This window comes from Streptomyces nitrosporeus, assembly GCF_008704555.1.
GTDB classification, from domain to species: Bacteria; Actinomycetota; Actinomycetes; order Streptomycetales; family Streptomycetaceae; genus Streptomyces; species Streptomyces nitrosporeus.
The window spans coordinates 6,747,023-6,773,494 of record NZ_CP023702.1 but is presented as its reverse complement, the minus strand read 5'-3'; the positions used below and the strand labels follow the sequence as shown (position 1 = coordinate 6,773,494).

Annotated in this window: 23 protein-coding genes; 7 read left to right on the top strand and 16 right to left on the bottom strand. The window is 72.6% G+C overall.

Annotated features, from left to right (window positions below):
• Nucleotides 1-194: 194 nt before the first annotated feature.
• The 4 genes from CP967_RS35285 to CP967_RS29975 are packed head-to-tail and all read right to left on the bottom strand — an operon-like array spanning nt 195 to nt 2,357.
• The gene (locus CP967_RS35285) at nt 195-326 is read right to left on the bottom strand and encodes an FAD-dependent monooxygenase (protein ID WP_308436092.1); all 132 of its coding nucleotides are present in this window, start codon (nt 324-326) and stop codon (nt 195-197) included.
• A 32-nt stretch (nt 327-358) separates the two neighbouring features.
• On the bottom strand, nt 359-763 hold the full coding sequence (locus CP967_RS29985) for an NUDIX hydrolase (RefSeq protein WP_150490972.1): 405 nt from the start codon (nt 761-763) through the stop codon (nt 359-361).
• A gap of 9 nt (nt 764-772) precedes the next feature.
• Nucleotides 773-1,972, bottom strand: a complete 1,200-nt coding sequence (locus CP967_RS29980) for a damage-control phosphatase ARMT1 family protein (protein ID WP_150490971.1) — start codon at nt 1,970-1,972, stop codon at nt 773-775.
• A 25-nt stretch (nt 1,973-1,997) separates the two neighbouring features.
• Nucleotides 1,998-2,357: a hypothetical protein gene (locus CP967_RS29975; RefSeq protein ID WP_150490970.1), complete on the bottom strand. Its 360-nt coding sequence runs from the start codon at nt 2,355-2,357 to the stop codon at nt 1,998-2,000.
• 443 nt (nt 2,358-2,800) lie between these two features.
• On the opposite strand from CP967_RS29975, the gene CP967_RS29970 reads away from it, so the two are divergent.
• The 3 genes from CP967_RS29970 (at nt 2,801) to CP967_RS29960 (ending at nt 5,945) form a co-directional block, all read left to right on the top strand.
• The gene (locus tag CP967_RS29970) at nt 2,801-3,445 is read left to right on the top strand and encodes an ABC transporter ATP-binding protein (RefSeq protein WP_150490969.1); all 645 of its coding nucleotides are present in this window, start codon (nt 2,801-2,803) and stop codon (nt 3,443-3,445) included.
• A complete protein-coding gene (locus CP967_RS29965; RefSeq protein WP_150490968.1) occupies nt 3,442-4,986 on the top strand; it encodes a hypothetical protein in 1,545 nt (514 codons plus the stop codon). The genes CP967_RS29970 and CP967_RS29965 overlap by 4 nt, the downstream gene beginning before the upstream one ends.
• A 197-nt stretch (nt 4,987-5,183) precedes the next feature.
• Nucleotides 5,184-5,945 (top strand): SGNH/GDSL hydrolase family protein, encoded by a 762-nt coding sequence (locus CP967_RS29960; protein ID WP_150490967.1) that lies wholly within the window; start codon nt 5,184-5,186, stop codon nt 5,943-5,945.
• A gap of 117 nt (nt 5,946-6,062) precedes the next feature.
• Here CP967_RS29960 and CP967_RS29955 read toward each other — a convergent pair whose 3' ends face one another.
• Complete coding sequence (locus tag CP967_RS29955) at nt 6,063-10,310, bottom strand: bifunctional nitrate reductase/sulfite reductase flavoprotein subunit alpha (protein WP_150490966.1); 4,248 nt, start codon at nt 10,308-10,310, stop codon at nt 6,063-6,065.
• Nucleotides 10,311-10,740: 430 nt separating this feature from the next.
• Between CP967_RS29955 and CP967_RS29950 the strand changes: the two genes are divergently transcribed.
• Nucleotides 10,741-11,604, top strand: a complete 864-nt coding sequence (locus tag CP967_RS29950; protein WP_150490965.1) for a universal stress protein — start codon at nt 10,741-10,743, stop codon at nt 11,602-11,604.
• A gap of 190 nt (nt 11,605-11,794) precedes the next feature.
• Nucleotides 11,795-13,453 carry an apolipoprotein N-acyltransferase gene (lnt, locus tag CP967_RS29945; RefSeq protein ID WP_150490964.1) on the top strand — a complete coding sequence of 553 codons (1,659 nt, stop codon included), beginning with the start codon at nt 11,795-11,797 and terminating at the stop codon, nt 13,451-13,453.
• Between the two features lie 187 nt (nt 13,454-13,640).
• Here the strand turns inward: lnt and CP967_RS29940 are convergent, their stop codons facing one another.
• Both CP967_RS29940 and CP967_RS29935 read right to left on the bottom strand, forming a co-directional pair.
• On the bottom strand, nt 13,641-14,405 hold the full coding sequence (locus CP967_RS29940; protein WP_167535459.1) for a hypothetical protein: 765 nt from the start codon (nt 14,403-14,405) through the stop codon (nt 13,641-13,643).
• A gap of 168 nt (nt 14,406-14,573) precedes the next feature.
• On the bottom strand, nt 14,574-15,479 hold the full coding sequence (locus tag CP967_RS29935) for a Gfo/Idh/MocA family protein (RefSeq protein ID WP_150490962.1): 906 nt from the start codon (nt 15,477-15,479) through the stop codon (nt 14,574-14,576).
• A 192-nt stretch (nt 15,480-15,671) separates the two neighbouring features.
• Here CP967_RS29935 and CP967_RS29930 point away from each other — a divergent pair, with 192 nt between their 5' ends.
• Nucleotides 15,672-16,184 carry a DinB family protein gene (locus CP967_RS29930; RefSeq protein WP_150490961.1) on the top strand — a complete coding sequence of 171 codons (513 nt, stop codon included), beginning with the start codon at nt 15,672-15,674 and terminating at the stop codon, nt 16,182-16,184.
• Between the two features lie 4 nt (nt 16,185-16,188).
• Here CP967_RS29930 and CP967_RS29925 read toward each other — a convergent pair whose 3' ends face one another.
• The 8 genes from CP967_RS29925 to CP967_RS29890 all read right to left on the bottom strand — a co-directional run bounded on the left by CP967_RS29925 (nt 16,189) and on the right by CP967_RS29890 (nt 23,192).
• Complete coding sequence (locus CP967_RS29925) at nt 16,189-16,677, bottom strand: hypothetical protein (protein ID WP_150490960.1); 489 nt, start codon at nt 16,675-16,677, stop codon at nt 16,189-16,191.
• A gap of 269 nt (nt 16,678-16,946) precedes the next feature.
• Nucleotides 16,947-17,630 carry a uracil-DNA glycosylase gene (gene ung, locus CP967_RS29920; protein ID WP_150490959.1) on the bottom strand — a complete coding sequence of 228 codons (684 nt, stop codon included), beginning with the start codon at nt 17,628-17,630 and terminating at the stop codon, nt 16,947-16,949.
• An 89-nt stretch (nt 17,631-17,719) separates the two neighbouring features.
• Nucleotides 17,720-19,297, bottom strand: a complete 1,578-nt coding sequence (locus CP967_RS29915) for an ABC transporter substrate-binding protein (RefSeq protein ID WP_150490958.1) — start codon at nt 19,295-19,297, stop codon at nt 17,720-17,722.
• Nucleotides 19,298-19,415: 118 nt separating this feature from the next.
• On the bottom strand, nt 19,416-20,171 hold the full coding sequence (locus CP967_RS29910; protein WP_150490957.1) for an SDR family oxidoreductase: 756 nt from the start codon (nt 20,169-20,171) through the stop codon (nt 19,416-19,418).
• 25 nt (nt 20,172-20,196) lie between these two features.
• Entirely contained in the window at nt 20,197-20,958 is a 762-nt protein-coding gene (gene fabG, locus CP967_RS29905) for a 3-oxoacyl-ACP reductase FabG (protein ID WP_150490956.1), read from the bottom strand.
• A gap of 200 nt (nt 20,959-21,158) precedes the next feature.
• Nucleotides 21,159-21,542, bottom strand: a complete 384-nt coding sequence (locus tag CP967_RS29900) for a DUF3037 domain-containing protein (RefSeq protein WP_150490955.1) — start codon at nt 21,540-21,542, stop codon at nt 21,159-21,161.
• Nucleotides 21,539-22,423 carry a HipA family kinase gene (locus tag CP967_RS29895; RefSeq protein WP_190175033.1) on the bottom strand — a complete coding sequence of 295 codons (885 nt, stop codon included), beginning with the start codon at nt 22,421-22,423 and terminating at the stop codon, nt 21,539-21,541. The genes CP967_RS29900 and CP967_RS29895 overlap by 4 nt, the downstream gene beginning before the upstream one ends.
• Before the next feature lie 286 nt (nt 22,424-22,709).
• A complete protein-coding gene (locus CP967_RS29890; RefSeq protein ID WP_150490953.1) occupies nt 22,710-23,192 on the bottom strand; it encodes a cupin domain-containing protein in 483 nt (160 codons plus the stop codon).
• A gap of 860 nt (nt 23,193-24,052) precedes the next feature.
• Between CP967_RS29890 and CP967_RS29880 the strand changes: the two genes are divergently transcribed.
• Nucleotides 24,053-25,468 (top strand): FG-GAP and VCBS repeat-containing protein, encoded by a 1,416-nt coding sequence (locus CP967_RS29880; RefSeq protein WP_150490952.1) that lies wholly within the window; start codon nt 24,053-24,055, stop codon nt 25,466-25,468.
• A 609-nt stretch (nt 25,469-26,077) separates the two neighbouring features.
• On the opposite strand, the gene CP967_RS29875 is transcribed toward CP967_RS29880, so the two are convergent.
• The gene (locus CP967_RS29875) at nt 26,078-26,428 is read right to left on the bottom strand and encodes a hypothetical protein (RefSeq protein WP_229888261.1); all 351 of its coding nucleotides are present in this window, start codon (nt 26,426-26,428) and stop codon (nt 26,078-26,080) included.
• Nucleotides 26,429-26,472 lie beyond the last annotated feature (44 nt).

The following is a 26,472-nucleotide window of genomic DNA, read 5'->3' as shown; positions in this document are numbered from 1 at the left end:
GGCCGGCTCGCACGGTCGGAAGGCAGGCGGAGTGGTGGCCCAGTCAGGTGGTGACTCGGCCGTGCGGGACGCCTCGGTACCGCTGGTGAGCCTGACCCCCCACCGAAGGGTCCTCTGCAAGCCGGCGGAAGACCTCCAAGGACCGTCGTCCCCACTGGTCGGCCTTGCCCCTCGGCTCGACCCGGGTACGGTCCTCACATCGCCCCGGCCGCCGGCGAGGCGTCCGGCACCTGCTCGGCGATCACGTGCGCCGAGGCTCCAGCCTCGGCGAGCACGACGGCGTTGGTGAGCCCTGCCGCCCCAGCCCCGACAACGACAACGCGCACCTCACGCCTCCGGAATGCTGACCCGACGGAGTTCACGGGAGCAGAGCCCCCTCGAGGTAGTCCTGCACCGGCTCGAACAGCCCGTACGGCACGTACTGCGGGATCTCGCCGTACGTGGCCCAGGCCAGGCCTGCCACCTCATCAGCACTTGCCACGACCGCCCGGCCGCCGACGGGGCGGCATGCGATGTAGTGGATCTCCCGGCCTGTCATGGGGTGCACCCGTTGTCCCAGCACACTCTGTGGCACCACCAGGAGCCCGGTCTCTTCCTCGGTCTCACGCGCTGCGGCTTCCCGTGGAGTCTCCTCGGGTTCGATCTCCCCGGCCGGAAACTGCCATGAGAGTGTGCCTTCCGCCACACGTCGGCGCACGAACAGGACTCGCTCGCCCTGAACGACGACGGCAGCGGCGACTGGTCTCTGGGCCTCGGTCGTCACGAAGACTCCCTACCGCCGCACCTGAATCAGCGCGTGCGTCCCACTCGTACGCCAGGCTTCCCCGTCCAGTTCGAGAGCATCCACGGTCTCCTGCTCCAGGCCGACGGTGACGTCGGACTTCAGGGTCCGGAGCGTCACGACGGCCCCTGGAAAGTACGCGGTGAGATCGGCGAAGGGCGCCGTGGGGTGCCGCAGCTGGTCGCCCACGAGGCGGCGGTAGTTGAGATCGCCCTTCAGGACGGTGAGCGTGGCGCTCGCGAACTCGCCGCGAAGGTCCTCGGGCATCTCCTCGTAGGGCAGCGGAGCGCAGAAGAACGGGTGGGTGCGGACCTCCAGGGTTCCGACCGCCATGGCCTTCCAGAGTCGGCCGCCGATCCGGCCGGCTTCGCCGGGCGCCTGGGTGAGGCGCCGAAGGCAGTCGACCACGTCCGCCGTCATCGCGTCGGAGACGTAGTACGGGTAGGGCTTGACGTGCAGCACGACCCGCCCGGCATTCCCGTGTTCGAGGAGGTGGTCGATGAGAACGAGGTCGGGAATCAGTTCACGTCCCGCGTTGTCGGCCACCACGGCTACGGTGGCCGAGGTGTCGGCGGGCAGGAGCTGCCACAGCGTGGCGCTGTCGTCGGCGACCAGCGCAGAGGCCACGGCGTCACTTGTTCCCGGCTCCCCCGCCGAGATGCTGAAGCCGAGGTCCGCGCGGTTGCCCCAGAGCGAGGCGTGCAGCAGCGCCGTTGCCCGCTCATGAGATGGAACGCTCGCGAACGCGTCCAGGGCCCGCAGCTCCTCCTCCACCGCCTCACCTCGCAGTTCGGCCTGCTTGAACGGCGCGAAGGGATCCACTCCCTGCCACGGCCCGCTGCCGAAGTACCCGACCGCACCGAGCAGCCTGCGGTAGAAGTAGCTCTCCGCCCACAGGAACGGGGCGTCGTACCACGAGCGTCCAACGTACTCCCGCCCCCAGTCCGTCCAGCGCTCGTAGTCGTGCTCCGAGGGACCCAGCGGCTCGATCACGCCGTTGGTGATCTCGTCCAGCAGGGCGTCGAGGGCCTCGTGCTGTCGGCGACTGTACGGGAAGGCGTCTCGTACCTGTCGGATGAGCGCGGGGTGGCGCTTGGCCAGAACGCCCCAGGCGAACGAGCCGGGCTCGTTGCTCAGAATGACCGGCGCGCCGGCCACATCGCCCGAGCCACGGGAGGTCTTCTCTGTCATGGTGTCCAAGCCCTTCGGTTCTCGCTCACGTATCCATGATCCTCAGGGTCACGCCCCCGGCCGCACTGCCCACCAGTACCTCGCCTGTCGTCAGCTCGAAAGCCGTGCATGGGCCGCCGGCAGCTTCCGACTGACCGTCGCGGCCGGTGGTGTCGCTGACGTCGACGCCACCGGCCCCCTCACCGACCACGGCGGTGCGTCCGCCGACCGCGAACTGCGTGGACCACGCGGTGTTGGAGCCGCCGGCCAGGGTCCTGAGCCAGCTCCTCCCCACGGTCCGGACGCGGACGGCACCGTGATCGCAGCCTGCGATCACGGTGCCGTCGCCCGTTCTGGCAATTGAGCGCACCCACTCCACCCCGGGTAGGAGCTGGGTCTCGCCCACTGGGATCTCCACCGAGAAGACCTAAAACCTCAACTCCTCGGTGGCTGCGACGAGGATATCGCCGTACCGGAACAGAACGACGGCGCGCACGCGCGCCTTGAGATCGGTGGTCCGGCGGACGAGCGCGGGTTTCCCGTCGGCCGCGTCCCACACGGCTACGGACCGGCCCCCGGATACGGAGGCCAGAAGGGAGGAGCCGGAAGCGAACTGGAGACCGCCTACGGCACGGGCCGGGGCCCGCGCCCGCCTGGACCGTACGTGCGTCGAGGCGCGTCACCGGTCCGGTGCGGTGCTCGGCGGGGGGCGTGCGGAGGCCGAGGACAGGTCCGGCCCCACAGAGCGCCATGATGGTGGTCATGGAGAAGCCGAAGAAAGGCGTCCTCGTGAGTGAACCGCATGGGTAGGGAACAGCGGTCGCCCGGACCCGGAGCCCGGTGCCGGCGATGGCCGTGAGGACGACCGGAGTTCCCGTACTCGCGGCCGACGGGGCGACCGTCGCGGTGGGGGGCACCACGCTGCTCGCGCCCACGACGTTCGCGGTGGCGCCGGGCGGGTTCTGGTGCGTCACCGGTGGCAACGGCTCGGGGAAGACCACGCTGCTGCGCGCCTTCCTGGGCAGCCGGAGCCTGACCGGCGGTTCGTGCTCGATAGGGGGCGAGCCCGCCGACATGGCCAGGCCCTCGCACCGGCGTGTCCTGGCCTCGCTCGTCGAGCCGGTCCCCATCGCCCGTGACATGACGCTGCGCGAACAGGTGTCCCTGGTCGCCGCCTCCTGGTACGGCAACACGTCCGACACCGCTGGACGTGCCGAAGGGATCATCGAACGGCTGGGGTTGTCACCGTTCGTGGAACGCTTCCCCCACCAGGTCTCGTCCGGCCAGTTGCAACTGTTCAGCCTGGCTCTGACGTTCGTCCGCCCGGCAAGGGCCGCCCTCCTCGACGAGCCCGAGCGGCACCTCGATGATCACCGTGTCGGTCTGGTGGCCGGGCTCATCGCCGAACGGGCGGAGCAGGGCACGGCGTTCCTGGTCGCCACCCACGAGGCCGCCCTGGTGGAGGCGTGCGACGGCCGGGTGGAGTTGGGATGACGACGAGGAGTGCCGCTGCGCCCCTCCCCGGCACCAGGGCGCGCGTCCAGGCGGTGCGGCACCGCTACGCCCGCCGGGGCGGCCGTTCCCCGGTACGGAGTCACACGTACACCCTCTATCTCGTCTCTCTCTTCGGTGTCTTCTACCTGGTGCCGATCGTGCACGCCGCGGGTACGTCGCCCGCTCTCGTCCCCGTAGGGTCTCCCCCCGCGGCGACGGCCGTGGGCTGCGCGCTCACGGTGGTGGTCTGCTGGGGTGCCCAGCTCGCCGGCGGGTTCTGGGGACCGCTGGTGCTCCAGCCGTTCCTGCTGCATGTGTACATGTCCACGGACATGCCCCCGACGAGCTACCTCGGCGCGGTCACGCGGCGCCGTCTCGCGTGCGCGGGCACGGCGGTGCTGGTGCCGGTGTGCGCGGCGGTCTACCTCGTGACCGACCTGTTCGACCACCTGGAGACGGCCCTGCCGGGCCTCGCGGCCGCGGTGGGACTGGGCGCCCTCGCCGCGGTGGCTTGGCTGTGGGGCCAGGTCCGGGCCGTGGCCGACAACCTCGTGCTCGCCGCCGGCGCGGGCATCGCGGCGCTGACCGTGGCGGCGGTGAGCCGCGCGGACCCGGACGGCGGGGGCGGTCTGTGGCTGCTCGCCGGTGTGCTGGCGGCGGCTGCCGGGGTACTCGGCCGGGTCGCCTTCAGATCGATCCGGACGGTCGGCCTGCCCCGGCTCGCACGTGAGTCGGCCCGTGCCTTCGAAGCCCTCGCCTACGCGTGGACGGGCACGCTGCACCACGCTCTCGACCTGTACCGGCCGGAGCCGCGCGGCCTCACCTCGGCGCTGTTCCGGCCGGACGGTCGGCTCCGGGGACACCTCGCCCAGGGAGCGGCGCGCGCGCTGCGCACGCGCGGCCGGGCGGCCGGGGCCGTGGTGTCCCTGCCCGCCGGGGGAGCCTTGGCTGTACTCGGGGCCACCGGGCCGGAAGGGGGCCCGGCTCTGCTCGCGTGTCTGACGGGAGCGGTCTGTGTGTACCTGGGGTCGGGATGGGTGGGCGAGACGTGGCGGGGCCTGCGTGACGAGCTGACCCTGGCCCCGCTGCTCGGCGAGTGGTGGGGCGGGGTGTTCGCCCGCACCCTGGCCTGGCCCGCCGTCGCCGTCACGGCCGGGACGGCCCTGGGAGGCGGCCTGGTGCTCCTGGCCCGGTGGCCGCTCGCCGCCGAGCAGCCGGTGGAGGCGTTCCTCTTGGTCACGGGTCTGGTGGTGCTGGTGCTGGGCGCCAGGTTCCTGCGGGAGATGAAGACACAGCTGCCGCTCGGGCTGCTCCTCCCGATCGTCACCCCGTTCGGTGACCTCTCCGGACTCCTCCTGGTGGCCTGGCAGTTCGACGGAATCGTCACCGTGGTGACCGGTGCCGCCGTGATGGACTCCCTGCCCTCTGCGCCCGGCGCGGCCGCCCTCGCCCTCGGCACGGCCGGCTGCTGCGTGGTGATGGGCCTGCGCCGGGTGGGCTGGGCGCACCGGGGGCTGTTCTCGCGGCTCAGGCGGGCGTGACACCGCGACGGTCGGCCCGTCGGCCCCGGCCCCTCCCCGGACCCGTCCTCCGGCGGGGCGGGCCGTCCGTGTCCGGTGTCAGGCCATTTCGCCGATGACGCGGAGGGTGCCGGGGAGGGACGTTGGGGGGTGCGCGGGCCGGTTCCCCGGTGTCCGTGCGCCCCCGCTCCCTTCCCCATTCCTCCCGGGAGGTCCCCATGTCCGTGTCCCGTACGGCCGGTGCCGCTCTGCTGGTCCTCGCGCTCGCCTCGGTCCCGGTGCCGGCGGCCGCGGGGGTGAACTACGTGGCCCTCGGCGACTCGTACGCCTCCGGAACCGGCGCCGGTGACTACTCGGACCTGCCCTGCACCCGGAGCCGCAACGCCTATCCCGCGCTGTGGGCCGAGGCCAACGATCCCGCCTCCTTCACCTTCGCGGCCTGCGGCGGCGCGACCGTTCCGGACGTCCTGAGCGACCAGGTGGACGAACTGGACGCCGACACCACACTGGTGAGCCTCAGCATCGGCGGCAACGACTCCGGTTTCGCCTCCACCATGCTCAGCTGCCGGCTCTCCACCACGTCGGCCTGCGAACGCGCCCTGGCGGAGGCCGGGGAGTACGTGACCGGTGAACTGCCCGCCGAGCTCGACCGCCTGTACGCCACCGTCCGGGCCCGTGCCCCGAGGGCCGAGGTCGTCGTCATCGGCTACCCGTACCTCTACAAGGAGGGCGGTCTGTGCCTCGGCGGGCTCGGCTCCGCCAAGCGGACGGCGGTCAACCAGGGGTCCGACCTGCTCAACGAGACGATCGCGGGCCGTGCCGAGGCCGCCGGGTTCACCTTCGTGGACGGCAGGCCCGCGTTCGCCGGGCACGAGATCTGCACGAGCGACGCGTGGATCAGTTCCACGAACGTGCACCCGACGGCGGAAGGCCATGAGTCGGCCTATCTGCCGGCGTTCGCGGCGGCGGCCGGGAACTGACACGGGCCCGGCGGCGGCCCCCCAGGGCTCCCGGCCGCCGGGAGCCGGGAGTCGGCCGGGAGCGCCGCCCCCGGATGGCGAACGGCCGTACCGGCCCGGTCCGCACGGGTCTCGGCGTCAGTACACGTCACGTACGTAGCGTCTGTCGGCGGCGAGCTGCTTCACATAGGCGGCCGCCGCCTCCTCCCCCAGCCCTCCGTGGGCGACGGCGATGTCACGCAGGGCGGTGTCCACGTCCTTCGCCATACGGGAGGCGTCGCCGCACACGTAGAAGTGGGCGCCTTCCCGGAGCCAGCTCCACAGGTGGGCGCCGTGCTCACGCATGCGGTCCTGGACGTAGACCTTGGCCCGCTGGTCACGGGAGAACGCGGTGTCCAGTCTGGTGAGTACGCCGTCCTGCCGCAGGGACTCCAGTTCCTCGCGGTAGTAGAAGTCGGTGGCTTCGCGCTGTTCGCCGAAGAAGAGCCAGTTGGCGCCCCGGTGCCCGAGGGCGCGCCGTTCGTCGAGGAAGCCGATGAAAGGGGCGACCCCGGTGCCGGGCCCGACCATCACCATCGGGGCGGCGGGGTCGGCGGGCGGTGCGAAGTGCGGGGCGCGCTGCACGAAGAGCGGGACGGGGCTGCCGGGTTCGGCGTCGGCCAGGAAGGTGGAGGCCACGCCCTTGCGGATGCGGCCGTGCCGGTTCTCGTACCGGACCACGGAGACGGTGAGCCCGACCCGGCCGGGGTCGGTCAGCGGGCTGGAGGAGACGGAGTAGAAGCGGGGCCGCAGACGGTTCAGGGCGGCCGTCCACTCGGTGGCGGTGGCGCGCACGGAGTGCTCGGCCAGGACGTCGACCGCCTGGCGGCCCCAGGTCCACTGGGCGAGTTCGCCCTTGTTGTCCGGGCGCAGCAGCTTCCTGAGCGTACGGCCGTCCCGGGTGCGCTCGGCGACCAGGCGGAGCAGGTCGGGGGTGATCCTGGTGATGTCCAGGTGCCGCAGGAGCGCCTCGCCGAGCGGTACCGTCCCCGGGCCGGGGAGTTCGACCGGCGCTTCGGCGTCCAGGCCGGTGACGGCCAGCCATTCCTGGACGAGGTCGGGGCAGTTGAGCGGGATCACGCCGAGTGCGTCCCCCGCCCCGTAGAGCAGGGGGACGGGACTGTCGTGGGTGTCGAAGGTGAACCGGCGCACCTCCTTGACGGCGCCCGGAAGGCTCAGCAGCCGGTTGCCGACGAGCCGGCCGCCGGCGGGTGAGGTACGGGAGGCGGTGGCCGGGACGCCGCCGGCGGTGGCCGGGGCCTCGCGGTCCCGTACGGTTCCGGCGGGGCCCGGCACACGCGGGGCGGCGGCCCGGTCACCGGGGCCGTCCAGTGCCGCGAGGACCTGTTCGAGCCACTGTCCGGCAGGTTCCTCGTAGTCGGGCTCGCAGTCGGTGCGCGGGACCAGGCGTACCGCGCCGAGTTCCCCGAAGCGTTCGTCGAGTCTCCGGCCGTGGCCGCAGAAGTCGTCGTAGGAGGAGTCCCCGAGGGCCAGGACGGCGTAGCGCACCCCTTCCAGCCGGGGTGTGCCGGGGGTGTTGAGGGAGGCCCAGAAGCCGGCGCCGTTGTCCGGCGCGTCCCCGTCGCCGAAGGTGCTGGTGACGACCAGCAGGTCGGCCGTGTGCGGCAGCCCGTCGAGCGGGCTGTCGTCCATGCCGAGGAGGGTCGCCGGCCGGCCCCGTGCGGTGAGCCGCTGTGCCGCCGCGGTGGCGATCTCCTCGGCGTTCCCGGTCTGCGAGGCCCACAGCACCACCACCTGCCGTCCCGGGACCGGGTCGGGTGCGGCGACGGCGGGGGTCCTCCCGTCCGGGGTGCCGCCGGCTGTACGGGAGTACATGCCGGCCAGCATCCCGTTGACCCACAGGGCGTTCTCCGGGGTGAGGGGCGCGTGGTCCGGGAGGACGGGCACCCCGGCGACCGGTGGGACCAGTGCGGCGAGGAACCCGGCCAGGTACCGGCGTTCGTGGCCGGCCAGTACGGGCGGAGCGGTGTCCGCGACACCGAGCACACCCGCGAGCGCGAGCACGGGCGCCGGCAGGGACGCGGGTACGGACGCGGGCGCGGGGGGACCCGCCGGGACGACGACGGCGGCCGGACCGTGGGTCCCCGCGGCGGCGGCCGGGCCGTGGGGCCCCGCGGCGGCGGGGGTGACGGCGGCGACCTTCGCCAGGGTCACGGCGCACACCTTGAACTCCGGCTGGAGGGAGATCGGATCGACCGCGTCGTTGGTCACGGCGTTGACGCCGAGGTACTCGCCGAAGAGGTCGTTCCAGTGGAAGGGGGCGAAGCAGTCCCCCGGCCGGACCCGGTCGCTCACCACGGCCGGCAGCACGGCCCGGCCCCGCCGGGACGCGACCTCGACGCCGTCGCCGTCGCCGATGCCGAGCCGCCGCGCGTCCTCGGGGTGCAGTTCGACGAAGGGCCCGGGGTTCAGCTTGTTGAGCCTGGCGATCTTTCCGGTTCTGGTGAGGGTGTGCCACTGGTGCTGGAGGCGCCCGGTGTTGAGTGTGAAGGGGAAGCCGTCGTCGGGCATCTCGGCCGGGGGCAGGTGCGGGCGGGCGAAGAACACGGCGCGTCCGCTCGGCGTGGGGAAGGCCAGCCGGGGCACGCTGCCGTCGGGCCGCAGGGTCAGGGGGCGGCTGACACCGTCGTTGAGGTGGCGGACGGGGTTGCGGGCGGGTCCGTCGGGGGCGGCGCTCGGCCACTGGACCGGGCCCCGGCGCAGCCGCTCGTAGGTGACGCCACGCAGGTCGTAGCCGGTACGCGGGTTGTGGAACTGCCTGATCTCCTCGAAGACCTCCTCGGCCGAGCTGTAGTCGAACGCCTCCTCGTACCCCATCTCACGGGCGATCCCGGCGATGATCCGCCAGTCCGGCCACGCCTCCCCCGGCGGGTCGACGGCGCGCCGGCTCAGGGTGAGGTTGCGTTCCGAGTTGACCAGGACGCCTTCGGCCTCGGCCCAGAGCGCGGCGGGCAGGGCCACGTCGGCGTACGCGTTGGTCTCGGTGTCGGCGAACACGTCCTGGGTGACGACGAATTCCGCCGCCTCCAGTCCTTCGATGGCCGTCCGGCGGTTGGCCACCGAGGCCACGGGGTTGGTGCAGATGATCCAGCATGCCTTGATCTCGCCGTCTGCCATGCGGCGGAACATGTCGACGGTTCCGGCTCCGGCCGTGTCGGTGCGCAGGGTCCCCGGTGCCAGTCCCCACAGGTCTTCGGTGAAGGCCCGGTCCTCGTCGTCGGGCAGGGCTCGCTGGCCGGGCAGGCCGGGGCCCATGTAGCCCATCTCGCGGCCGCCCATGGCGTTGGGCTGGCCGGTGAGGGAGAACGGGCCGCTGCCGGGGCGGCAGATGGCACCGGTCGCCAGATGCAGGTTGATCAGGGCGTTGGTGTTCCAGGTGCCGTGGGTGCTCTGGTTGAGCCCCATGGTCCAGCAGCTCGTCCAGTCACCGGCCTCGCCGATCCAGCGGGCGGCCTCGCGGATGTCCGCCTCCGGGATACCGGTGATCCGGGCGACGGTGTCCGGCGGGTAGTCCTGGAGGAACGCCGGCATCGCCTCCCAGCCCTCGGTGTGTTCCGCGATGAAGTCCGGGTCGGTGTGGCCGTTCTCGACGAGCAGGTGCAGCAGGCCGTTGAGCAGGGCCAGGTCCGTCCCGGGGCGTATCCGGAGGAAGAGCCCCGCCTTGTCCGCGGTCGCGGTGCGCCGGGGGTCGACGACGATGAGCCGGGCACCCGCCTTGACCCGCTCCATGAGTTTCAGGAACAGGACCGGGTGGCAGTCGGCCATGTTCGAACCGATGACCAGGAAGGTGTCGGCGTGCTCGAAGTCGTCGTACGATCCCGGCGGGCCGTCGGCGCCGAGTGAGAGTTTGTAGCCGCTGCCCGCACTGGCCATGCAGAGCCGGGAGTTGGACTCGATCCAGCTGGTGCGGACGAAACCCTTGGCCAGTTTGTTGGCCAGGTACTGCGCCTCCAGGGTCATCTGGCCCGAGACGTAGAGGGCTAGTGCGTCGGGGCCGTGTTCGTCGACGATCGCCCGCAGCCGGCGTGCCGTCTCCCTGACGGCGTCCCCGGTCGGACGCGGTACGGGCTCCGCGCTGCGGTCGTCGCGGACCAGCGCGGACGTCAGACGGCCGGGGGCCGCCAGCATCTCCGCGCCGGTCGCGCCTTTGGTGCAGAGGCGGCCGGCGTTCGCCGGGTGGGCCTTGTCGCCGGTGGCCCTGAGGACCCTCTGCCGTCCCCCGGGGTCCGTGCCGACGTCGAGCACGATCCCGCAGCCGACCCCGCAGTACGAGCAGACCGTGCGGACCTGGGTGGTGGCGCCCGGCTGCGGATCCGGCTCGGTCATCGGCGGCCTCTCGTGGGAAACGCTGGTCCGGTGACCGTACGGAACGCCCGTTTCCCGGGTGTCACACCGGACGATCGGGCGGGGTTACGGGGTCTGCACAGAGGGCGGCCGGGACCGGTGAGGAGATCCCACAAGGCCGCGGCCGGCGAGAGGGGCGGCGTCACCGGGGCCGGGAGGGCGGGGGCCGCGCCGTGGGGCGAGGACCGCACCGCGGAGCGGGGGCCGCACCGCGGGACAGGACCGCACCGCGGGGCGAGGACCGCACCGTGGGGCAGGGGCCGCGCCGTGGGGCAGGGGCCGCGCCGTGGGGCGGGGCGCCCGGCCTTCGGCGGACCCGGGAGGGATAATCGTGGTGTCCCGTCCGGCCGTTCGCCCGCGGGCGGGCCGGGCCGAGCCCGGAAGTTCTCCCCGCCGCCACCTGGAGGCACGTATGACCGCCCACGACCTTCCCGTGATCGCCGCCGTCGACGGTTCGTCGCACAGCTGGGAGGCGCTCGACTGGGCCACTCACGAGGCCGTCCGGCGCGGGCTGCCGCTCCTGATCGTGAACGTCCGGCCGCTCACCTCCCGTACGGACGAGGAGGTGCAGCTGGCGGAGGCGCAGGAGCTGCTCGCCCAGGCGCTCGTGCGTGCCTCCGGCCACGCCCCCGGCCTGCCCACCTCCACGCTGGCACCGCTGGACTTCCCCTCGGCCGCGCTGACCTCGCTCAGCCGCGACGCGTCGATGGTGGTCGTCGGCTCACGGGGGCTCGGCGGTTTCCGTTCGCTGCTGATCGGCTCGAACAGTCTGGCGACCGCGTCGATGGCGGAGTGCCCGGTGGTCGTCGTGCACAGCGGCCGGACCGACGAGGACGAGGCGGAGGCCGCCGAGACGTTCCCGGACATCGCGGTGGGGGTGGCCGCGGACGAGAGCAGCGAGGCGGTGCTGGAGTTCGCCTTCGAGGCCGCCGCCGCGAGGCCGGGCTCCCGGTTGCGGATCGTGCACGGCTGGACGATGTTCTCCTCGATCCTGGCCGGCGGGCCCTTCGTCGACCGCAAGGCAGCCGCGGAGGTGGCGGAGCGCACGCTCGCCGAACTCACCGCGGGCTGGACCGGGAAGTACCCCGGGGTGGAGGTCGTCCGCGAGCCGGTGAACGGCTCGGCGTCGCGCACCCTGGTCACCGCGTCGGCCACGGCCGCGCTCACCGTCGTCGGGCGGCGCAAGGGGGGCGAGTCCCTGGGGCTGGGGCTCTCGCCGGTGGCCCAGACGACGGTGACGCACGCCCTGGGTCCGGTGGCCGTCGTGCCCTGCTGACGGGCCCTGCGGGCCTGTGCGGCACGCCCTCCGGGCGCCCGCGTCCCCGTCCCGCGCACCGGGGCGCGGGACGGTCCACCGCACGGGCCGGCCGGGCCGGTCCGCAGGGGCAGGAGCTCCGGACGGAAGGGGTGTCCGGACACCACGAGCCGGGCGCCCCTTCTGCCCGGAGCTCCAAGGAGGGCATGACATGCCGATGTGGTTCGGGCGGCTCAGGGGGGACCGGTCCGCCGGTGGTGCCGGGGCCGCCCCGGCGGTGCCGGGCGGCCGGCTGCGGCGGGTACGCGCGGGACGCTGCGCCGGCGCCCTGATCGCGGGCGCCCTCCCGGCCCTGGCCTTCCCCGCGCCCTCGCTGTGGTGGCTCGCGTACGTGGCGCTGGTGCCCTGGCTGCTGCTGATCGCGTCGGCGGACACGGGGCGCCGGGCGGCTCTGGACGGATGGCTCGGCGGTACGGGTTTCATACTGGCCGTGCACCACTGGCTGATGCCGAGCCTGCACGTGTTCATCCTGGTGCTCGCGGCCCTGCTCGGTCTGTTGTGGGCCCCCTGGGGCCTGCTGGTGTCCCGGGCGCTCGGGGGGACGCCCGCGCCGTCCCGCGCGGTGGCCGCCGTGGCGGTCGTACCGTCCGGCTGGCTGATGATCGAACTGATCCGCTCGTGGGAGGGGCTCGGCGGCCCGTGGGGCCTGCTGGGGGCGAGCCAGTGGCAGTCCGGGCCCGGCCTGCGCACCGCGTCGGTGGGGGGTGTGTGGCTGGTCAGCCTGCTCGTGGTGGCGGTGAACACCGCCGTCGCCCTGCTGCTCACCCGGCCTGCGGCGCGTACGGCCGCCGTCGCGTGCCTGGCCGCGTGCGCGGTGGGTGTGGCCGCCGTCCAGGTCTGGGCACCCGCACCGTCGACCGCCGGTACGGCCAGGATCGCGGTGGTGCAGCCCGGTGTGATCAGCGGCCCCGGCAGCGTCGAACGCCGGTTCGCCCGGAGTGAGGAGCTGACCCGCTCCCTCACGGACGGGGCGGACGGGAGCGGTGAGTCGGACGGGACGTTCCAGGCGGGTGAGGGCCGTGGGACGGGTGAGGACATCGACCTGGTGGTGTGGGGCGAGAGCAGTGTCGGTGTGGACCTGACGCGCAGCCCGGCCACCACGGGCCGGCTCGCCGCGCTCTCCCGCGAGGTCGGTGCGGACATCCTGGTGAACATGGACGCCCGGCGCACCGACGCCCCGGACCGCAGCGGCATCTTCAAGTCCGCGGTCCTGGTGGGGCCCGACGGTCCGACCGGGGACCGGTACGACAAGATGCGCCTGGTCCCGTTCGGTGAGTACGTCCCGGCCCGTTCCGTGCTCGGCTGGGCGACCTCGGTGGGCAAGGCCGCGGGCGAGGACCGGCTGCGCGGTGACACCCCGGTGGTGATGGACCTGCCGGACGCGGACGGGCTGCGGATCGGGCCGCTGGTCTGTTTCGAGACGGCGTTCCCCGACATGAGCAGACGGCTGGTCCTGGACGGGGCCCAGGTGCTGGTCGCCCAGTCCTCCACCTCGACCTTCCAGCACAGCTGGGCTCCGGCCCAGCACGCCTCGCTCGGGGCTCTGCGGGCGGCCGAGAGCGGACGCCCGATGGTGCACGCCACCCTCACGGGGGTGAGCGCGGTGTACGGCCCGCGGGGCGGCCGGGTGGGGCCGCGGATCGGCACCGGCGCGAGCCGGGCACTGGTCTACGACGTACCGCTCGCCGTGGGCACCACGCTCTACGTCCGGCTGGGCGCCTGGCCGGTGTACGGCGCCCTGGCGGTCCTGGCCGGATACCTGGGCCGGGCGGGGCTGCGGCGGCTCGGAAGTCCGCGGCGGGAGCCGTGAGCGGGCGTCCGGCCGCGAGGGCGGGCCTCCGGTCCGGCAGGGAAGTCATGCCGGGCCGAAGGCCGCAAGCCCGGTGGCGGAGCCACGGGAACGGTGCCGGGGCCACGGGACCGGCGGCGGGGCCACGGGACCGGCGGCGGGACAAAGGAGCCGCATGCCGGTCAGGCGGAGGGGCAGCCCGGGGGACTCACTTCACCACGACGTTGTCCCCGGATGAAGTCGACGGCCCGGTGGTGGTGTTGCCGTAGTACACCCAGCGCCACGTGCCCGTCCTGGACGCCTTCACGGTCGTCCTGAGATCACCCGAGCCGTTCGCGTACACCTTCTTCACCGTGGTGTAGGGGGCGGCCCCGGTGGGCTTGAACTGCAGGCTCACCAGGCGGCCTCCGTAGGAGGCGTACTTCCTGGTCTCCCAGTCGGCCCGCGCGACCTTTCCGGTCACGGTGATGGTCTTGCCCTTGGACACCGGTTCGGGCGAGGCGTTCACGGTCAGGCGGGAGTTGCGCTTGACGTGGACCGTGAGGCCCTCGCCGTCGACGTCACCGCCACCGCCCTGGAAGTACACCTCGGCCGCGACCTTCCAGGCTCCGGCCTCGCTGTTGCGCATGTCCCATACGCTCGGGTCGAAGTACATCGTCTCCTTGAAGTCGCACACGCCCGAGGCCACCGTGATGCAGTCGCTCGTCTCGATTGCGTGCCAGAGCCGGTCGTCCGCACCGTCGCGGTACAGGAACACCGCAGGCCACTTCCACTTACGGGTGGTCGCCATCCGGAAGGAGGCGGGCGCCGCGACCTCCTTCGACACCCCGATCACGATCGGCTTGCCGCCGTTCACCTGGACACGGGTGAACGAGACGCCGCCCTCGGCCGCCCCGGCCGGCACCGCGGACACACCCGTGAACACCGCCGCCGCACCACCGGCCACGACAGCTCTCCAGAGCTTCTTCCCCACCTGATCCCCCATCTCCGTGCCGAAAGCCGCCGGACGCTCACCGTCCGGCGACTTTCAGACAGCCGGATTCCGCACGGGGTTGTACACCCGTGGATCACGATCACGCATCGGGCGGCGGTGCCCGCCGGCTCCCGGGCACCGCCTCCCGTACCGGAAAGCGGACCCGGGTCAGGAAGCCTGTTCCCGTGCTTCCTGGAGCACCCGCTCGCACAACCGGTGGGTCTCCAGCGCGTCCTGGGCGTCGAGGGCCTCGCCCGCCCGTACCGCCTCCAGGAAGCGGAGCACGCACTGTTCGATACCGCGCTGCCGTGCGACCGGCACCCAGTCGCCGCGCCGCCGCACGGTGGTCGGGCCCTCGTGGTCGACGACGTCCGAGAGGTTGAGCACCTGCCGCTTGGTGTCCTGGCCGGAGACCTCGAGGATCTCCTCCGCCGAGCCGCTCCGCCGGTTCATGGTCCCGATGGCGGTGAAGCCGTCACCGGACAGCTGGAGCACCACGTGGTGCATCAGGCCGTCGGTGATCCGCGCCCTGACGGCGGTGTCCGTCACCGGGCCGGGTGCGAGGAAGCGCAGGGTGTCGACGACATGGATGAAATCGTCCAGGACCATGGTCCGCGGGTCCTCGGGCAGCCCGACGCGGTTCTTCTGCATGAGGATCAGATCGCGCGGCCGTCCGGCGCACTGGGCGTACGCCGGGGCGAGCCGCCGGTTGAAGCCGACGGCGAGCGCGGTGCCGCGCTCCTGGGCGAGGGCCACCAGCCGTTCCGATTCCGCGAGTTCGTAGGCGAGCGGCTTGTCGACGTAGGTGGGGACCCCGGCGTCGAGGAGGCGCCCCGCGATCTCCGGGTGCGCCGAGGTCGGGGCGTGGACGAAGACCGCGTCCGGACCGGCCGCGAGCAGCGAGTCCAGGTCCGTGTGGCGCTGCGCGGCGGGGATGCGGTGGGCGTCGGCGACGGCCGACAGGGTGGCCGGGGTACGGGTCTGCAGATGCAGTTCGACGCCCGGCAGCGCCGTCAGTACCGGCAGGTACGCCTTGCGTGCGATGTCGCCGAGCCCGATGCAGCCGACCTTCACGAACGTCTCCCTGTCACCTCGCCGCGGCCGGTCCGTCCCATCGCCGCGGTATCTGCCCGTCCTTGGTCCCGGCAGCATACGTGCGCCGCGCAGGAGCACGGCCGGGAGCCCACGAGCCGCGTCGGGCCCCGCATGGCGGCCCGGTGAACAATTCGGCTGAACCGTCCGGCGTACCGGGCGACGATGGGCGGTATGACGACAGACGAACGGACCTCACCCGCCCTGGACGCCGCCGAACGGGAGATGCTGGAGGGCCGGCCGGACTACCACCGCGCGACGCTGGCCGCGAAGTGCGCGGGGCTCAGCGACGAACAGCTCCGGCAGGCGTCGGTGCCCCCGTCCGAGTTCACCCTGCTCGGTCTCGTACGGCACCTCGCCGAGAACGAGCGGGGCCGGTTCCGCGAGGTGCCGGCGGGTGAGGAGGTCCCGCCCCTCTACGGCACCCCCGAGGACCCGGACGGGGAGTTCCATGTGACGGAGGAGGACACCTGGGAGGAGGCCCGCACCACCTGGCTCGCCGAGATCGAGGCGGCCAGGGCGAATGTCGCCGGTCTCGGGCTGGACTCCCTGTCGGCCGGTCTCAGCCGGCGGGGCGAGCCGTTCAGCCTGCGCTGGATCTACACCCACATGATCGAGGAGTACGCGCGGCACAACGGCCACGCCGACCTCGTACGGGAACGGATCGACGGCGCCACCGGCGTCTGACCCCTCACTCCCCCGCGCCGAGCCCGTCCAGCCGCCGCTCCAGGCGCCCGATGGCGGCCCGGACGCCCGCTCCGTACCGGTGGTCCCTGTCGTCGAGCTCCCCCGCCGTCTCCCAGGCCCGGTCCAGATGGGTCCGGGCCGCGTCGAGGCGCCGCAGCGCGAGGTAGTCCGCCGCGAGGCCGAGGTGGAGGCTGGGGAGGAAGGCCCGTACAGCGGGCATGTCCCGCTGCCCGGCCCGCGGTACGCCGTCCGCCGCCCGGACCGCCGCCAGTGCCCGGAGGTCCCAGGCGAGTTCGTCCTCCGGATCGTCCTGCGTGTCGGCCATGTAGTGCGCGAGGGTGCAGCGGTGCAGGGCGTCGCCCCGCTCGCCGATCTCCGCCCACAGGGCGCCGAAGCGGTTGCGGGCCTCTTCCCGGTCCCCGCCGTGGAGCAGCATGACCGCCTGGCCGATCCTGGTCAGGACGGTGTCCTTCGACGCTTCCCACTGCTCCACGACAGAGGTCTCCCTGATGCCGGTCCGGCCCGGGCCGGAGGGCCCGGTCGGTCCGACGCTAGATCCTGTCCGGTGGATCGTGCCGCAGGCGCGGGGCCCGGCGTGCCCTCCCGGCGGGAGGGCCGGGAAGACCCCGCCGTCCCCCTCCTGGTGAGGCGGCCCTTTCCAGGACCGAGGGGACCCTTCCCGGCGAGGCGGCTCCTTCGCGTGGAGCGGCGCCGCGGCCGCCGCGCGGGGCGTCCGGGCCGGACGGCCCGCGGCGGCCTCGGTCAGCCCAGGTCGGGGATCCGCCAGTCGATGGCCTCGTGCCCCTGTGCGGCGACCGCCTCGTTGATCTGGGTGAAGGGGCGGGAGCCGAACCACTTCTTCGCGGACAGCGGCGAGGGGTGCGCGCCCTTCACCACCGCGTGGCGCTCCTGGTCGATCAGGGGGAGCTTCTTCTGCGCGTAGTTGCCCCAGAGGACGAAGACCGCCGGGTCGGACCGGTCGGCCACGGCGCGGATCACCGCGTCCGTGAACTTCTCCCAGCCCTTGGACTTGTGCGAGTTCGCCTCGCCGCCCCGGACGGTCAGCACCGCGTTCAGGAGGAGGACGCCCTGCTCGGCCCACGGCATGAGGTAGCCGTTGTCCGGGACCGGCAGGCCGAGCTCGTCGTTCATCTCCTTGTAGATGTTGCGCAGCGAGGGAGGCGTCCTGACCCCGGGCCGCACCGAGAAGCAGAGCCCGTGCCCCTGCCCCTCACCGTGGTACGGGTCCTGGCCCAGCACCAGGACCTTCACCTGGTCGTAGGGGGTCGCCTCCAGCGCGGCGAACACCTGGTCGCGCGGCGGGTACACCGGCCCCTTGGCCCGCTCCTCCTCGACGAACTCCATGAGCTCCTTGAAGTAGGGCTTCTGCAGCTCTTCGCCGAGGACGCCGCGCCAGGACTCGGGCAGCAGGTCGGTGTCGGTCACGTCCACAACCTCCGGTAAGCAATCGGTTCTTGCTCACAGAACCTACCGGCTGCCACCGACAACGCCGCCGCCCGAGCCGTCCGGCCCTCTTACCAGCTCTGCTTGCGGTAGAGCTCCCACAGCTGCATAACCGTCTGCGGGTCGAGCGCGCGCTCCCCGCCGCCGATGTCCTCGCCCGCCGCGACGTAGAGCTTGCCCTGCCACAGCGGCAGCAGCCGTACGTCCTCGACGAGGACCTCCTGGGCCCGCTTGAACTCCTTGGAGACGGCTCCGCGGTCGCTCACCTTGCGGGACGCCGGCAGCAGTTCCTCGGTGATCTCCTTGGAGAGGTAGGGCGTACCGGTGACGCTGTCCGGGCCGACGAACGGGGCGATGAAGTTGTCCGGGTCCGGGAAGTCCGGGAACCAGCCGCGCCCGAAGGCCGGGTACTCCCCCTTGGTGAAGCCCTCCTGGAACGCCGTCCACGGAGCGCTCTTCAGCTTGATCCTGAAGAGCCCGGACGCCTCCAGCTGGCGCTTCAGCTCCTCGAACTCCGGCCCGGTGGAGGAACCGTAGCGGTCGGTCGTGTACCAGAGGGTCATCTGGACCGGGGTGCTGATGTCCGCCTCGGCGAGGATCCGCGCGGCCTTGTCCGCGTCCGGGTCGCCGAAGGTGTCGAAGAAGCTGGTGGTGTGGCCGGCGATGCCCTTGGGGACCATGGAGTACAGCGGCTCGGCGGTGCCCTGGTAGACCTTGGCGACGAGGGCGTCCCGGTCCACCAGCTGGGCGACGGCCTTGCGGACCGGGAGCCTGCCGGCCGCCGGGTCGTCGGGGTGGAAGACGAGGAAGCGGATGTCGGCCCCGACGGTCTCGACGACCTGGAGGCCGTTGTTGTCCTTCTTGTTGTCCTCGAGGGCGACGACCTCCTCGGCGGTCAGCCCTCGGTAGGTGGCGTCGATCTCGTCGTTCTTCAGGGCCTCCACCATGGGCTCGGAGTCCTTGAAGTACCGGATGGTGACCGCGTCGTTCTTGCGGTCGGCGAAGCCCTTGTACTCCGGGTTCTTCGTCAGTTCGGCCTTGTTCCCGGCCTCGTACGACTCCAGGACGTAGGGACCGGAGCCGGTGACCTTCCCGTCGTCGCGGATCTTGTCGGCCGGGTAGTCGCCGGGGGCGACGAGTGACATCGCGGGGGTGGCCAGGATGAAGGGGAACGTGGCGTCGGCCTTGTTCAGGTGGAAGACGACGACGTTGTCGTCCTTGGTCTCCACCCGGTCGAGAGAGCCGAGCATGCCGGCCGGGCCGCCCTTGACCTTGATCTTGAGGATCCGGTCGATGGAGTACTTCACGGCTTCCGCGTCGAGCTTCTCGCCGTTGGAGAACTTGAGGCCGCCGCGGAGCTCGCACCGGTAGGCCATGCTCGTGTTGTCGGTGAACTCGCACTCCGCGGCGTCGGGCGCGGGGCTCGTCGCACCGGTCGGGAAGCTCACCAGTGTCTGGAACACGTTCCGCATGAGCTCCCAGGAGCCGTCCCAGGCCGCTGCCGGATCGAGCGTCGAGGGGGAGCTGGTCGTCCCGACGGATATCTGCTGGCTCGTCTCCGAACCGCTGTCGGACAACAGGCCGCAGCCGGCCACCAGAGAGAGGGAAGCAAGGGCTGCAGCAGCCTGCAGACTGGCCCGGTAGAACACGTGCACGCTCCTCGATCAGCCATGGGTCGGCAGACCATACCGCAGCGCCCTGCCAGGCCAACCAGCTGGCCTGGCAGGGCACTTGAGTCAATCGGTGCCAAAACGTCCCAGGACGTTCTCAGGCGACGCCCGCGTTCAGGAAAATACCGCCGTCGACCACCAGCGTCTGCCCCGTGATCCAGTCGGACTGGCCGGAGGTGAGGAATGCCGCGGCACCCCCGATGTCCTCGGGGACCCCGAGCCGGGCGAGGGGGTAGGCCGCCGCCGCCTCCGCCTCCCGGCCCTCGTACAGCGCCTCGGCGAAGCGGGTCTTCACCACGGCCGGGGCGATGGCGTTGACCCGTACGACGGGTGCGAACTCGTGCGCCAGCTGGAGGGTCAGGTTGACCATGGCGGCCTTGCTCATGCCGTACGCGCCGATGAACGGCGAGGCGGAGACCCCGGCGACGGAGGCGATGTTGACGATCGCACCGCCGTTCTCCTTCTGCCACGCCCTCCACGTCTGCTGGGCGAAGCCGAGCGCGGAGATCACGTTGGTCTCGTAGACCTTGCGCGCGACGTTCAGGTCGAGTTCGGCCATCGGGCCGAAGACCGGGTTCGTACCGGCGTTGTTGATCAGGAAGTCGACCCGGCCGAACGCCTCCATGGCCCTCTCGACGGCCTCCGCCTGGTGGCCCGTGTCGTGCGCCTTGCCCGCGATGCCGAGGGCGCGGTCGGAGCCGAGCTTCCCGACCGCCTCCTTGAGGGCGTCCTCGCCCCTGCCCGTGATGACCACGCGGTCGCCCCGGGCGACGAGCGCCTCGGCGATCCCGTAGCCGATGCCCCGGCTCGCACCCGTGATGAGCGCGACCTTGCCACTGTCCTGCACAGTCATGATGTCCGTTGCCCTTCCCGGGTCGTCAGTTGAGCGGTCCGCCGGCGACGTACATGACCTGGCCCGAGACGAAGCCCGCGTCGTCCCCGGTGAAGAAGGCGATGGCGTTGGCGATGTCCTCGGGACGGCCCACCCGCTGCACCGGGATCTGGGTGGCGGCGGCGGCCTGGAACTCCTCGAAGCCCATGCCGACCCGGGCCGCCGTCTGGGCGGTCATCTCGGTGACGATGAATCCGGGCGCGACGGCGTTGGCGGTGACGCCGAACTTGCCGAGCTCCTTGGCCAGCGTCTTGGTGAAGCCCTGGAGGCCGGCCTTGACGGCGGAGTAGTTCGCCTGGCCGCGGTTGCCGAGCGCCGAGGAGGAGGACAGCGAGACGATGCGGCCGAACTTGGCCTCCACCATGTGCGACTGGACGGCCTTGGCCATCAGGAACGCGCCCTTGAGATGCACGTTCATCACGAGGTCCCAGTCGTCCTCGCTCATCTTGAAGAGCAGGTTGTCGCGGAGCACGCCCGCGTTGTTCACGAGGATCGTCGGGGCGCCGAGCTCGGCGGCGACACGCGCGACGGCAGCCTCCACCTGGGCACCGTCCGACACATCGCAGCCGACGGCGAGGGCGGTGCCCCCGGCGGCGGTGATCTTCTCGACGGTCTCCTTGCACGCCGCCTCGTCGAGGTCGAGTACGGCGACGGCACGGCCCTCGGCCGCCAGACGTACGGCGGTGGCGGCGCCGATGCCCCGTGCCGCTCCCGTCACGATGGCGACGCGCTGCTCGGTGGTGGACATGCTTGGTTCTCCTCGCCCTTGGATCGCGGCTCAGCGGACGTCAGGAAGTTCCCGATAACTGAGCAACCGCTTAGTACCTTCAGCAGACGAGACGCTAGAAGCCCTGGCACCCGGTGTCAACGGGCCACGGAGGCACGGACGCATGTCACACCGCGCGGCGCCGCCGTCCCGCGGTCCGGGGAGGGCGGCGCCGGAGGGGATCAGTGCACCAGGAGGTCGAGCAGACGGCCGATCTCGGCTTCCGGATCCGCGGTGAGACCGCTGTGCACGGCGCCGGGCTGGACCACCGTGGAGCGCGGCGCGATCAGCCAGCGGAACCGCCGTCCCGCGTCGTCACCGGCGGCCTGGCCCGCGGCGTCGCCCCCGCCGCAGACCCCCTCGACCGCGCGGAGGGCCGCCCGTACCCCGACCACGTCGGCGGCGGGGTCGAGCGCCAGCAGCTTGCGCTCGTCGAGGTGCGTCCGCGCGGCGACGAAGGACCTGGCCCGGCAGTAGACGAGGACTCCGGCGTTGAAGCACTCGCCGCGCTCGACACGGGGCACCACACGCAGCACCGCGTACTCGAAGACGTCGCGTCCGCTCATCGGCCGGCCTCCTCTGTGGCGGGACCGGTGTGCGCCTGCGCGGCGCGGTCCTGCTTCGTCGGGTGGGGCCAGGGGGCGAGGTGCTCGGTGAGCCACCCGGGGGCCTGCGAGGGGCGCGTCCTCGTCGGCGCCTCCATGACGACGCGCTCGTGGATGCCCGCGGCGCGGGACAGCAGGGGCGCTACGTAGGCGCGGCGCAGTTCGTCCGTCGTCCCGAAACCGGGCTCGTCCGCCAGCCAGGCGTCCGGCACCTCGGCGGCCACCTCGGTGAGCAGTTCCTCGGTGACGAGCGGGGCCAGCTCCGCGGCCGCGGCGGCGATGTCCGGGCCGAAGGGGGCCAGCACGTGGTCGGACGCGTTGTACGGCTTCGCCGCGGAGGCTTCGGCCCCCGGCCAGTTGTGGTGCCAGATCATGGTGGCGCCGTGGTCGATCAGCCAGCAGTCGCCGTGCCAGACCAGCATGTTGGGGTTGCGCCAGGAGCGGTCGACGTTGTTGATCAGCGCGTCGAACCAGACGATCCGGCCGGCCTCCTCGGGCCCGACCTCGTAGGCGAGCGGGTCGAAACCGAGCGAGCCGGGCAGGTAGTCCATCCCGAGGTTCAGTCCGGCACTCGCCTTCAGGAGCTCCTGCACCTCCTGGTCCGGCTCGGCGAGACCGATCACCGGGTCGAGCTGGATGGTCACCAGTTCCGGGATCCGCAGCCCCAGCCTCCTGCCCAGCTCCCCGCAGATGACCTCCGCGACCAGGGTCTTGCGCCCCTGCCCCGCTCCGGTGAACTTCATGACGTACGTGCCCAGGTCGTCGGCCTCGACGATCCCGGGGAGCGATCCACCTTCACGCAGAGGCGTGACATAGCGGGTCGCTACGACCTCTTCCAACACTTTCCCAGGCCACCCATCTCTTTAACCTTGCAATCCACGGAAGACTTCTCCGGAGCTTAGGGGCCGGGAACACGGGCCAAAAGCGCTGGGGAGAATCTGGGGAGTTTCGGCCAGCAAGCCGATCTCCCGCGCTCCCCGAACAGACCGTCGATGGTGCCGCGCCCCTTACTGCCGGCCTCCGGCATGAAGTGAGCATAGTAACCGAGAGTGATCGCAGGCGAGGAGTGGCCGGGACCTCCGGACCCGGCCCGAAGACCTCGCCCCGGCGGAGTCCGCGCCCCGGCCCTCAGCCGGTCCAGTACGTGTCGTGCCGGAAGAAGAACTCGGCCCGCTGCTTCTCCGGCCAGTCGGAGACCTTCGCCACCTTCTCGAAGTACTCCTCGCGTGGAGCACCCGGGGTGAACAGCAGCAGCATCGACGCCGGCGCGTCCGAGTCGTTGCGGAAGGCGTGCAGGCCGCCCTGGGGCACATACACGAAGTCATCCTCGGCGGCGTCCGTCCAGCGCTCCCCGTCGTAGATGCGCACCGTGCCGTCCAGGATGAAGAACGATTCCGATATCGTCCGGTGGAAGTGGGTGGCGGGTCCGCCCGCCCGGGGACCCATGTTGATCCGGTACAGCCCGAACTCCCCGTGCGTCGTCTCGGACGTCGCCAGGTAGTGGGTGCTTCCGCCGCCGCGGGGCAGCAGGTCCGGCGGGGTGCCTGCGGGCCGGTAGGTGGCACTGATCTCGCCTTCGCCGTCGGTGTACCGCGGTTCCGGATACGACATCTCACACTCTCCTTAACGCCCTCGCGGCCGGCCTCGGCACGGCCCGTCGTGGTGGCGCCGATATGTGCCCCTCCGGGGCCGGCGCCCGCGTGCCGCGACCACCGCGGCACGGTCCTTCCCCCGCCTCCGTGCGGTGAGAGCCCCACACGCGTCTCCCTCCTCACGTCCCTGGCCGCCGGTGGTGTGCCCGTACCGGTGCGCGGCCGGGCCTCCCCGGACACGGCCGTCCACCGTGTCCGGGGAGGCCGAGGGCTGCGATCCGTACGTCGGCGACGGCTGTCCGGGCCGCCCGTCCCGCCCGCCGGCCCGGATACGCTTCGCCCGGCCGGGAGACGGGCTGGCCCCTCTGCACCCCGCCCCCTCTGCACCCCACGGTACGACGGTGCCTTCGCCTCCGGGCTGTACGGCCACCGGCCGGACCTGGCCGGAGGCCGGGAGGTGACCCCTGCGAAGCCGCTCTGGTGGAGGGCCGGGTGGCGGCCCGGCCCGCGTCGGGCGCTTTCCGGGGTGGTGGCGGCTCGGACCGGGCAGGGGGTGGCGGCGGGCCGGGAGCTGGTCCCGGCCGGCAGCGTCCTCGCCAGGCTCTTCGCCGACGGGCCCACCGCGAGGCGCTGCCGCCGTCGGCGGTGTTCACGCTCGCGGCGGTGGCTCCGGCGGTGCTGCCGGCGTGGTCGAGGGCCGTGCCGGGCCCTCCGCACCGGCACGGCGGCCTTGTTCCCGGGCGTCCGGCGCAACCTTGTGCCGTGCCGGCCGTCTTCCTTGGAGAGCGGGGGCGACGGCCGGCGGGAACGGCTGCGGCGGTCCGGGCACCCCGCCGGCCACTGTTCCACTCACCGCTTCGCACCCCAGAGGGATGAACCATGCAGATCCGCAGATTCCGTACCGCGTCAGCGGCCTTCGTGGCGCTCGCGGCCGCCGCGCCGCTCACCTTCTCCGGCACGGCCGCGGCCGCCGGGTCCTCGGCCGTGCCGGGGCAGCACGTCGACTTCGACGGGGACGGGTACGAGGACCTGTTCGTCCCGGTGCCCGAGGGGACCGTCTCGGGCATCGCGAAGGCCGGGTACATAGCCGTGTACCCGGGTGACGCGAAGGGCATCAGCCCGGCACGGCACCGGATCATCAGCCAGAACTCGGCCGGGGTGCCCGGGGCGGCCACGGCGAACGGCCGCTTCGGGGCGGCGTCGGCCGCCGACATCGACGGCGACGGATACACCGACCTGCTCGCCTCGGCCGGGGACGGCACGAGCGTCATCCTGTTCGGCGGGGCGCGGGGGCCGGCGACCCGGGCGGTGGAGTTCCACGGCCCGGGGAACGCGGTCGGTGACTTCGACGGGGACGGCCGGACGGACGTGGCCGGGATCGACCGGGCCCCATGGGGCGGGGAGGTCGTGCTGAGCGAGGACATCGGCGCGGACGGGACGGCCGGGAGCACGCGTACGGCCGTGCCCGCCGACGTCGACAGCGTCCTGGAGAGCGTGCAGGCCGCCGACATGAACAACGACGGCAAGGACGACCTGCTGGTGCGCAGCGGCTGCAGCGACGAGCCGGACTGCGACGGGACGTCGCTGTACCTGTCGACCGGCACGGGCTTCACGGAGACTCAGATCCTCGCCGCCCCGGGGACCTACCTCACCCACTCCACGGTGACCGTCGGCTCGGTCAACGGGGACGCCTACCCGGACCTGGTCTTCACCCGGCAGCCCACCGGCATGGACAGCGACGTCGACTTCCCGAGCAAGGGCGGCGCGGTGGCGGTCGCCTACGGAGGTCCCAAGGGGCAGAACACCGCGCTGAAGCCGTCCTGGATCACCCAGAGCACGGCCGGGGTGCCCGGTGCCGACGAGATCGGCGACAGGATGGGGGCGAGTGCGGCGGTCGGGGACCTGGACGGTGACGGCTACGGCGAGGTCGTCGTCGGCCTGCCGGGCGAGGACGTGGGCGGGGCGAAGGACGCCGGAGGGGTGCTGGTGTTCAAGGGGCGCGCCTCGGGCGTCACCGGCACCGGAACCCGGGTGATCGGCCAGTCGACGGCGGACGTCCCCGGCGTCGACGAGAACGGTGACGCGTTCGGTGGCGAGGTCCACGTCGTGAGTGCCGCCGAGGGCGTGCCGGCGACCCTCGCCGTGGCCGCTCCGGACGAGAACGCCGGTCAGGGCGGCGTATGGCTGTTCAAGGGCGGCAGCGCGGGCCCGGTGGCCCGGGGCAGTGTCTCCTTCGGCGAGGCGAGCCTGGGCGTGGCCCCCTCCGCGGTCCACTTCGGCCGTCTGCTGGGCTGACCGCGCCGGCCTGTCGGCGGAGCGGGTGCGTCCGGTCCCGGCGTCCGGTCGTTCCTGCCCGGCCGGGACCGCCCGCCCTCCGGCCCGCCCTCCGGCCTGCCGGGCGGTCGAGGGAACGGTGCGGGCCGAGGGGGCCGGGGGCTCCGCGCGGCTCCGGGCCGGGGGCCATGGCCGGGTCGTCCGCCCCGCAGGCGGACGGGCTGCCCGTGCCGGGCCGGCCGGGGCCGGCGGGGCGCTGCCGTCGGTGGGGGCGGTGTACGCAGCCGAAGCCACCGCTGCCGTGCCGGGGCCCGCGCCTCTCGTGCGGAGGGTCGAAGAGCGTGCGGACCGGGCCGGATCCGGGCCCTCGGGCCGCCTTTGGGCTTCTCCCGCCGGGCGGACGAGCACGTGTGGGACCGGCCCCGGAAGTGTGGTGCTTCCGGGGCCGCTCCGCGCCGGGCCTCGCGGTACACCGCACTCCTGTCAGCGGCCTCCGGCCGGTTCCGTATCCCTGCGGGGAGCGGAGGGCCGGGCGAAGGCCGCCTTCACTTCCGGCCCATGCCCAGGTGAGCGGCGCGGTCCGAGTCACCGTTCGGGACCGGAGGTGCGGGCGGCCGGGCGTGCCTGACGTCAGTTCACCGCGACGGGGGGCGGCGTGCCGTAGAAGGTGAGCGGCGGCCAGCCCTTGGACTGCGCCAGGGCGGACAGCGCCTGGGCCACCTCAAGGGGCGTGATGTGCTGGGCGGACGGGTAGCCGTTCGGCTGGTCGACGCGGAGCTTGAAGCTCATCTCCATCATCAGGTCGCTCTCGGCCATACTCGCGCTGGCCCAGAAATCGGTTCCGTGCATGAACTCGGTCGCCGTGGTGCGGGCTTCGTCCGTGTCCGTGCCCGTCTCCGCGGCCTCGGCGGAAGCGGCGGAAGCGAACACGGCCCCCGCCGCGGCCGTCCCCGTGTACCCCAGCAGCTTGCGTCTCGACATGTCCGACACAGCCCCTCCTCCTGTCGGTCTCCCGGACGTCCGGG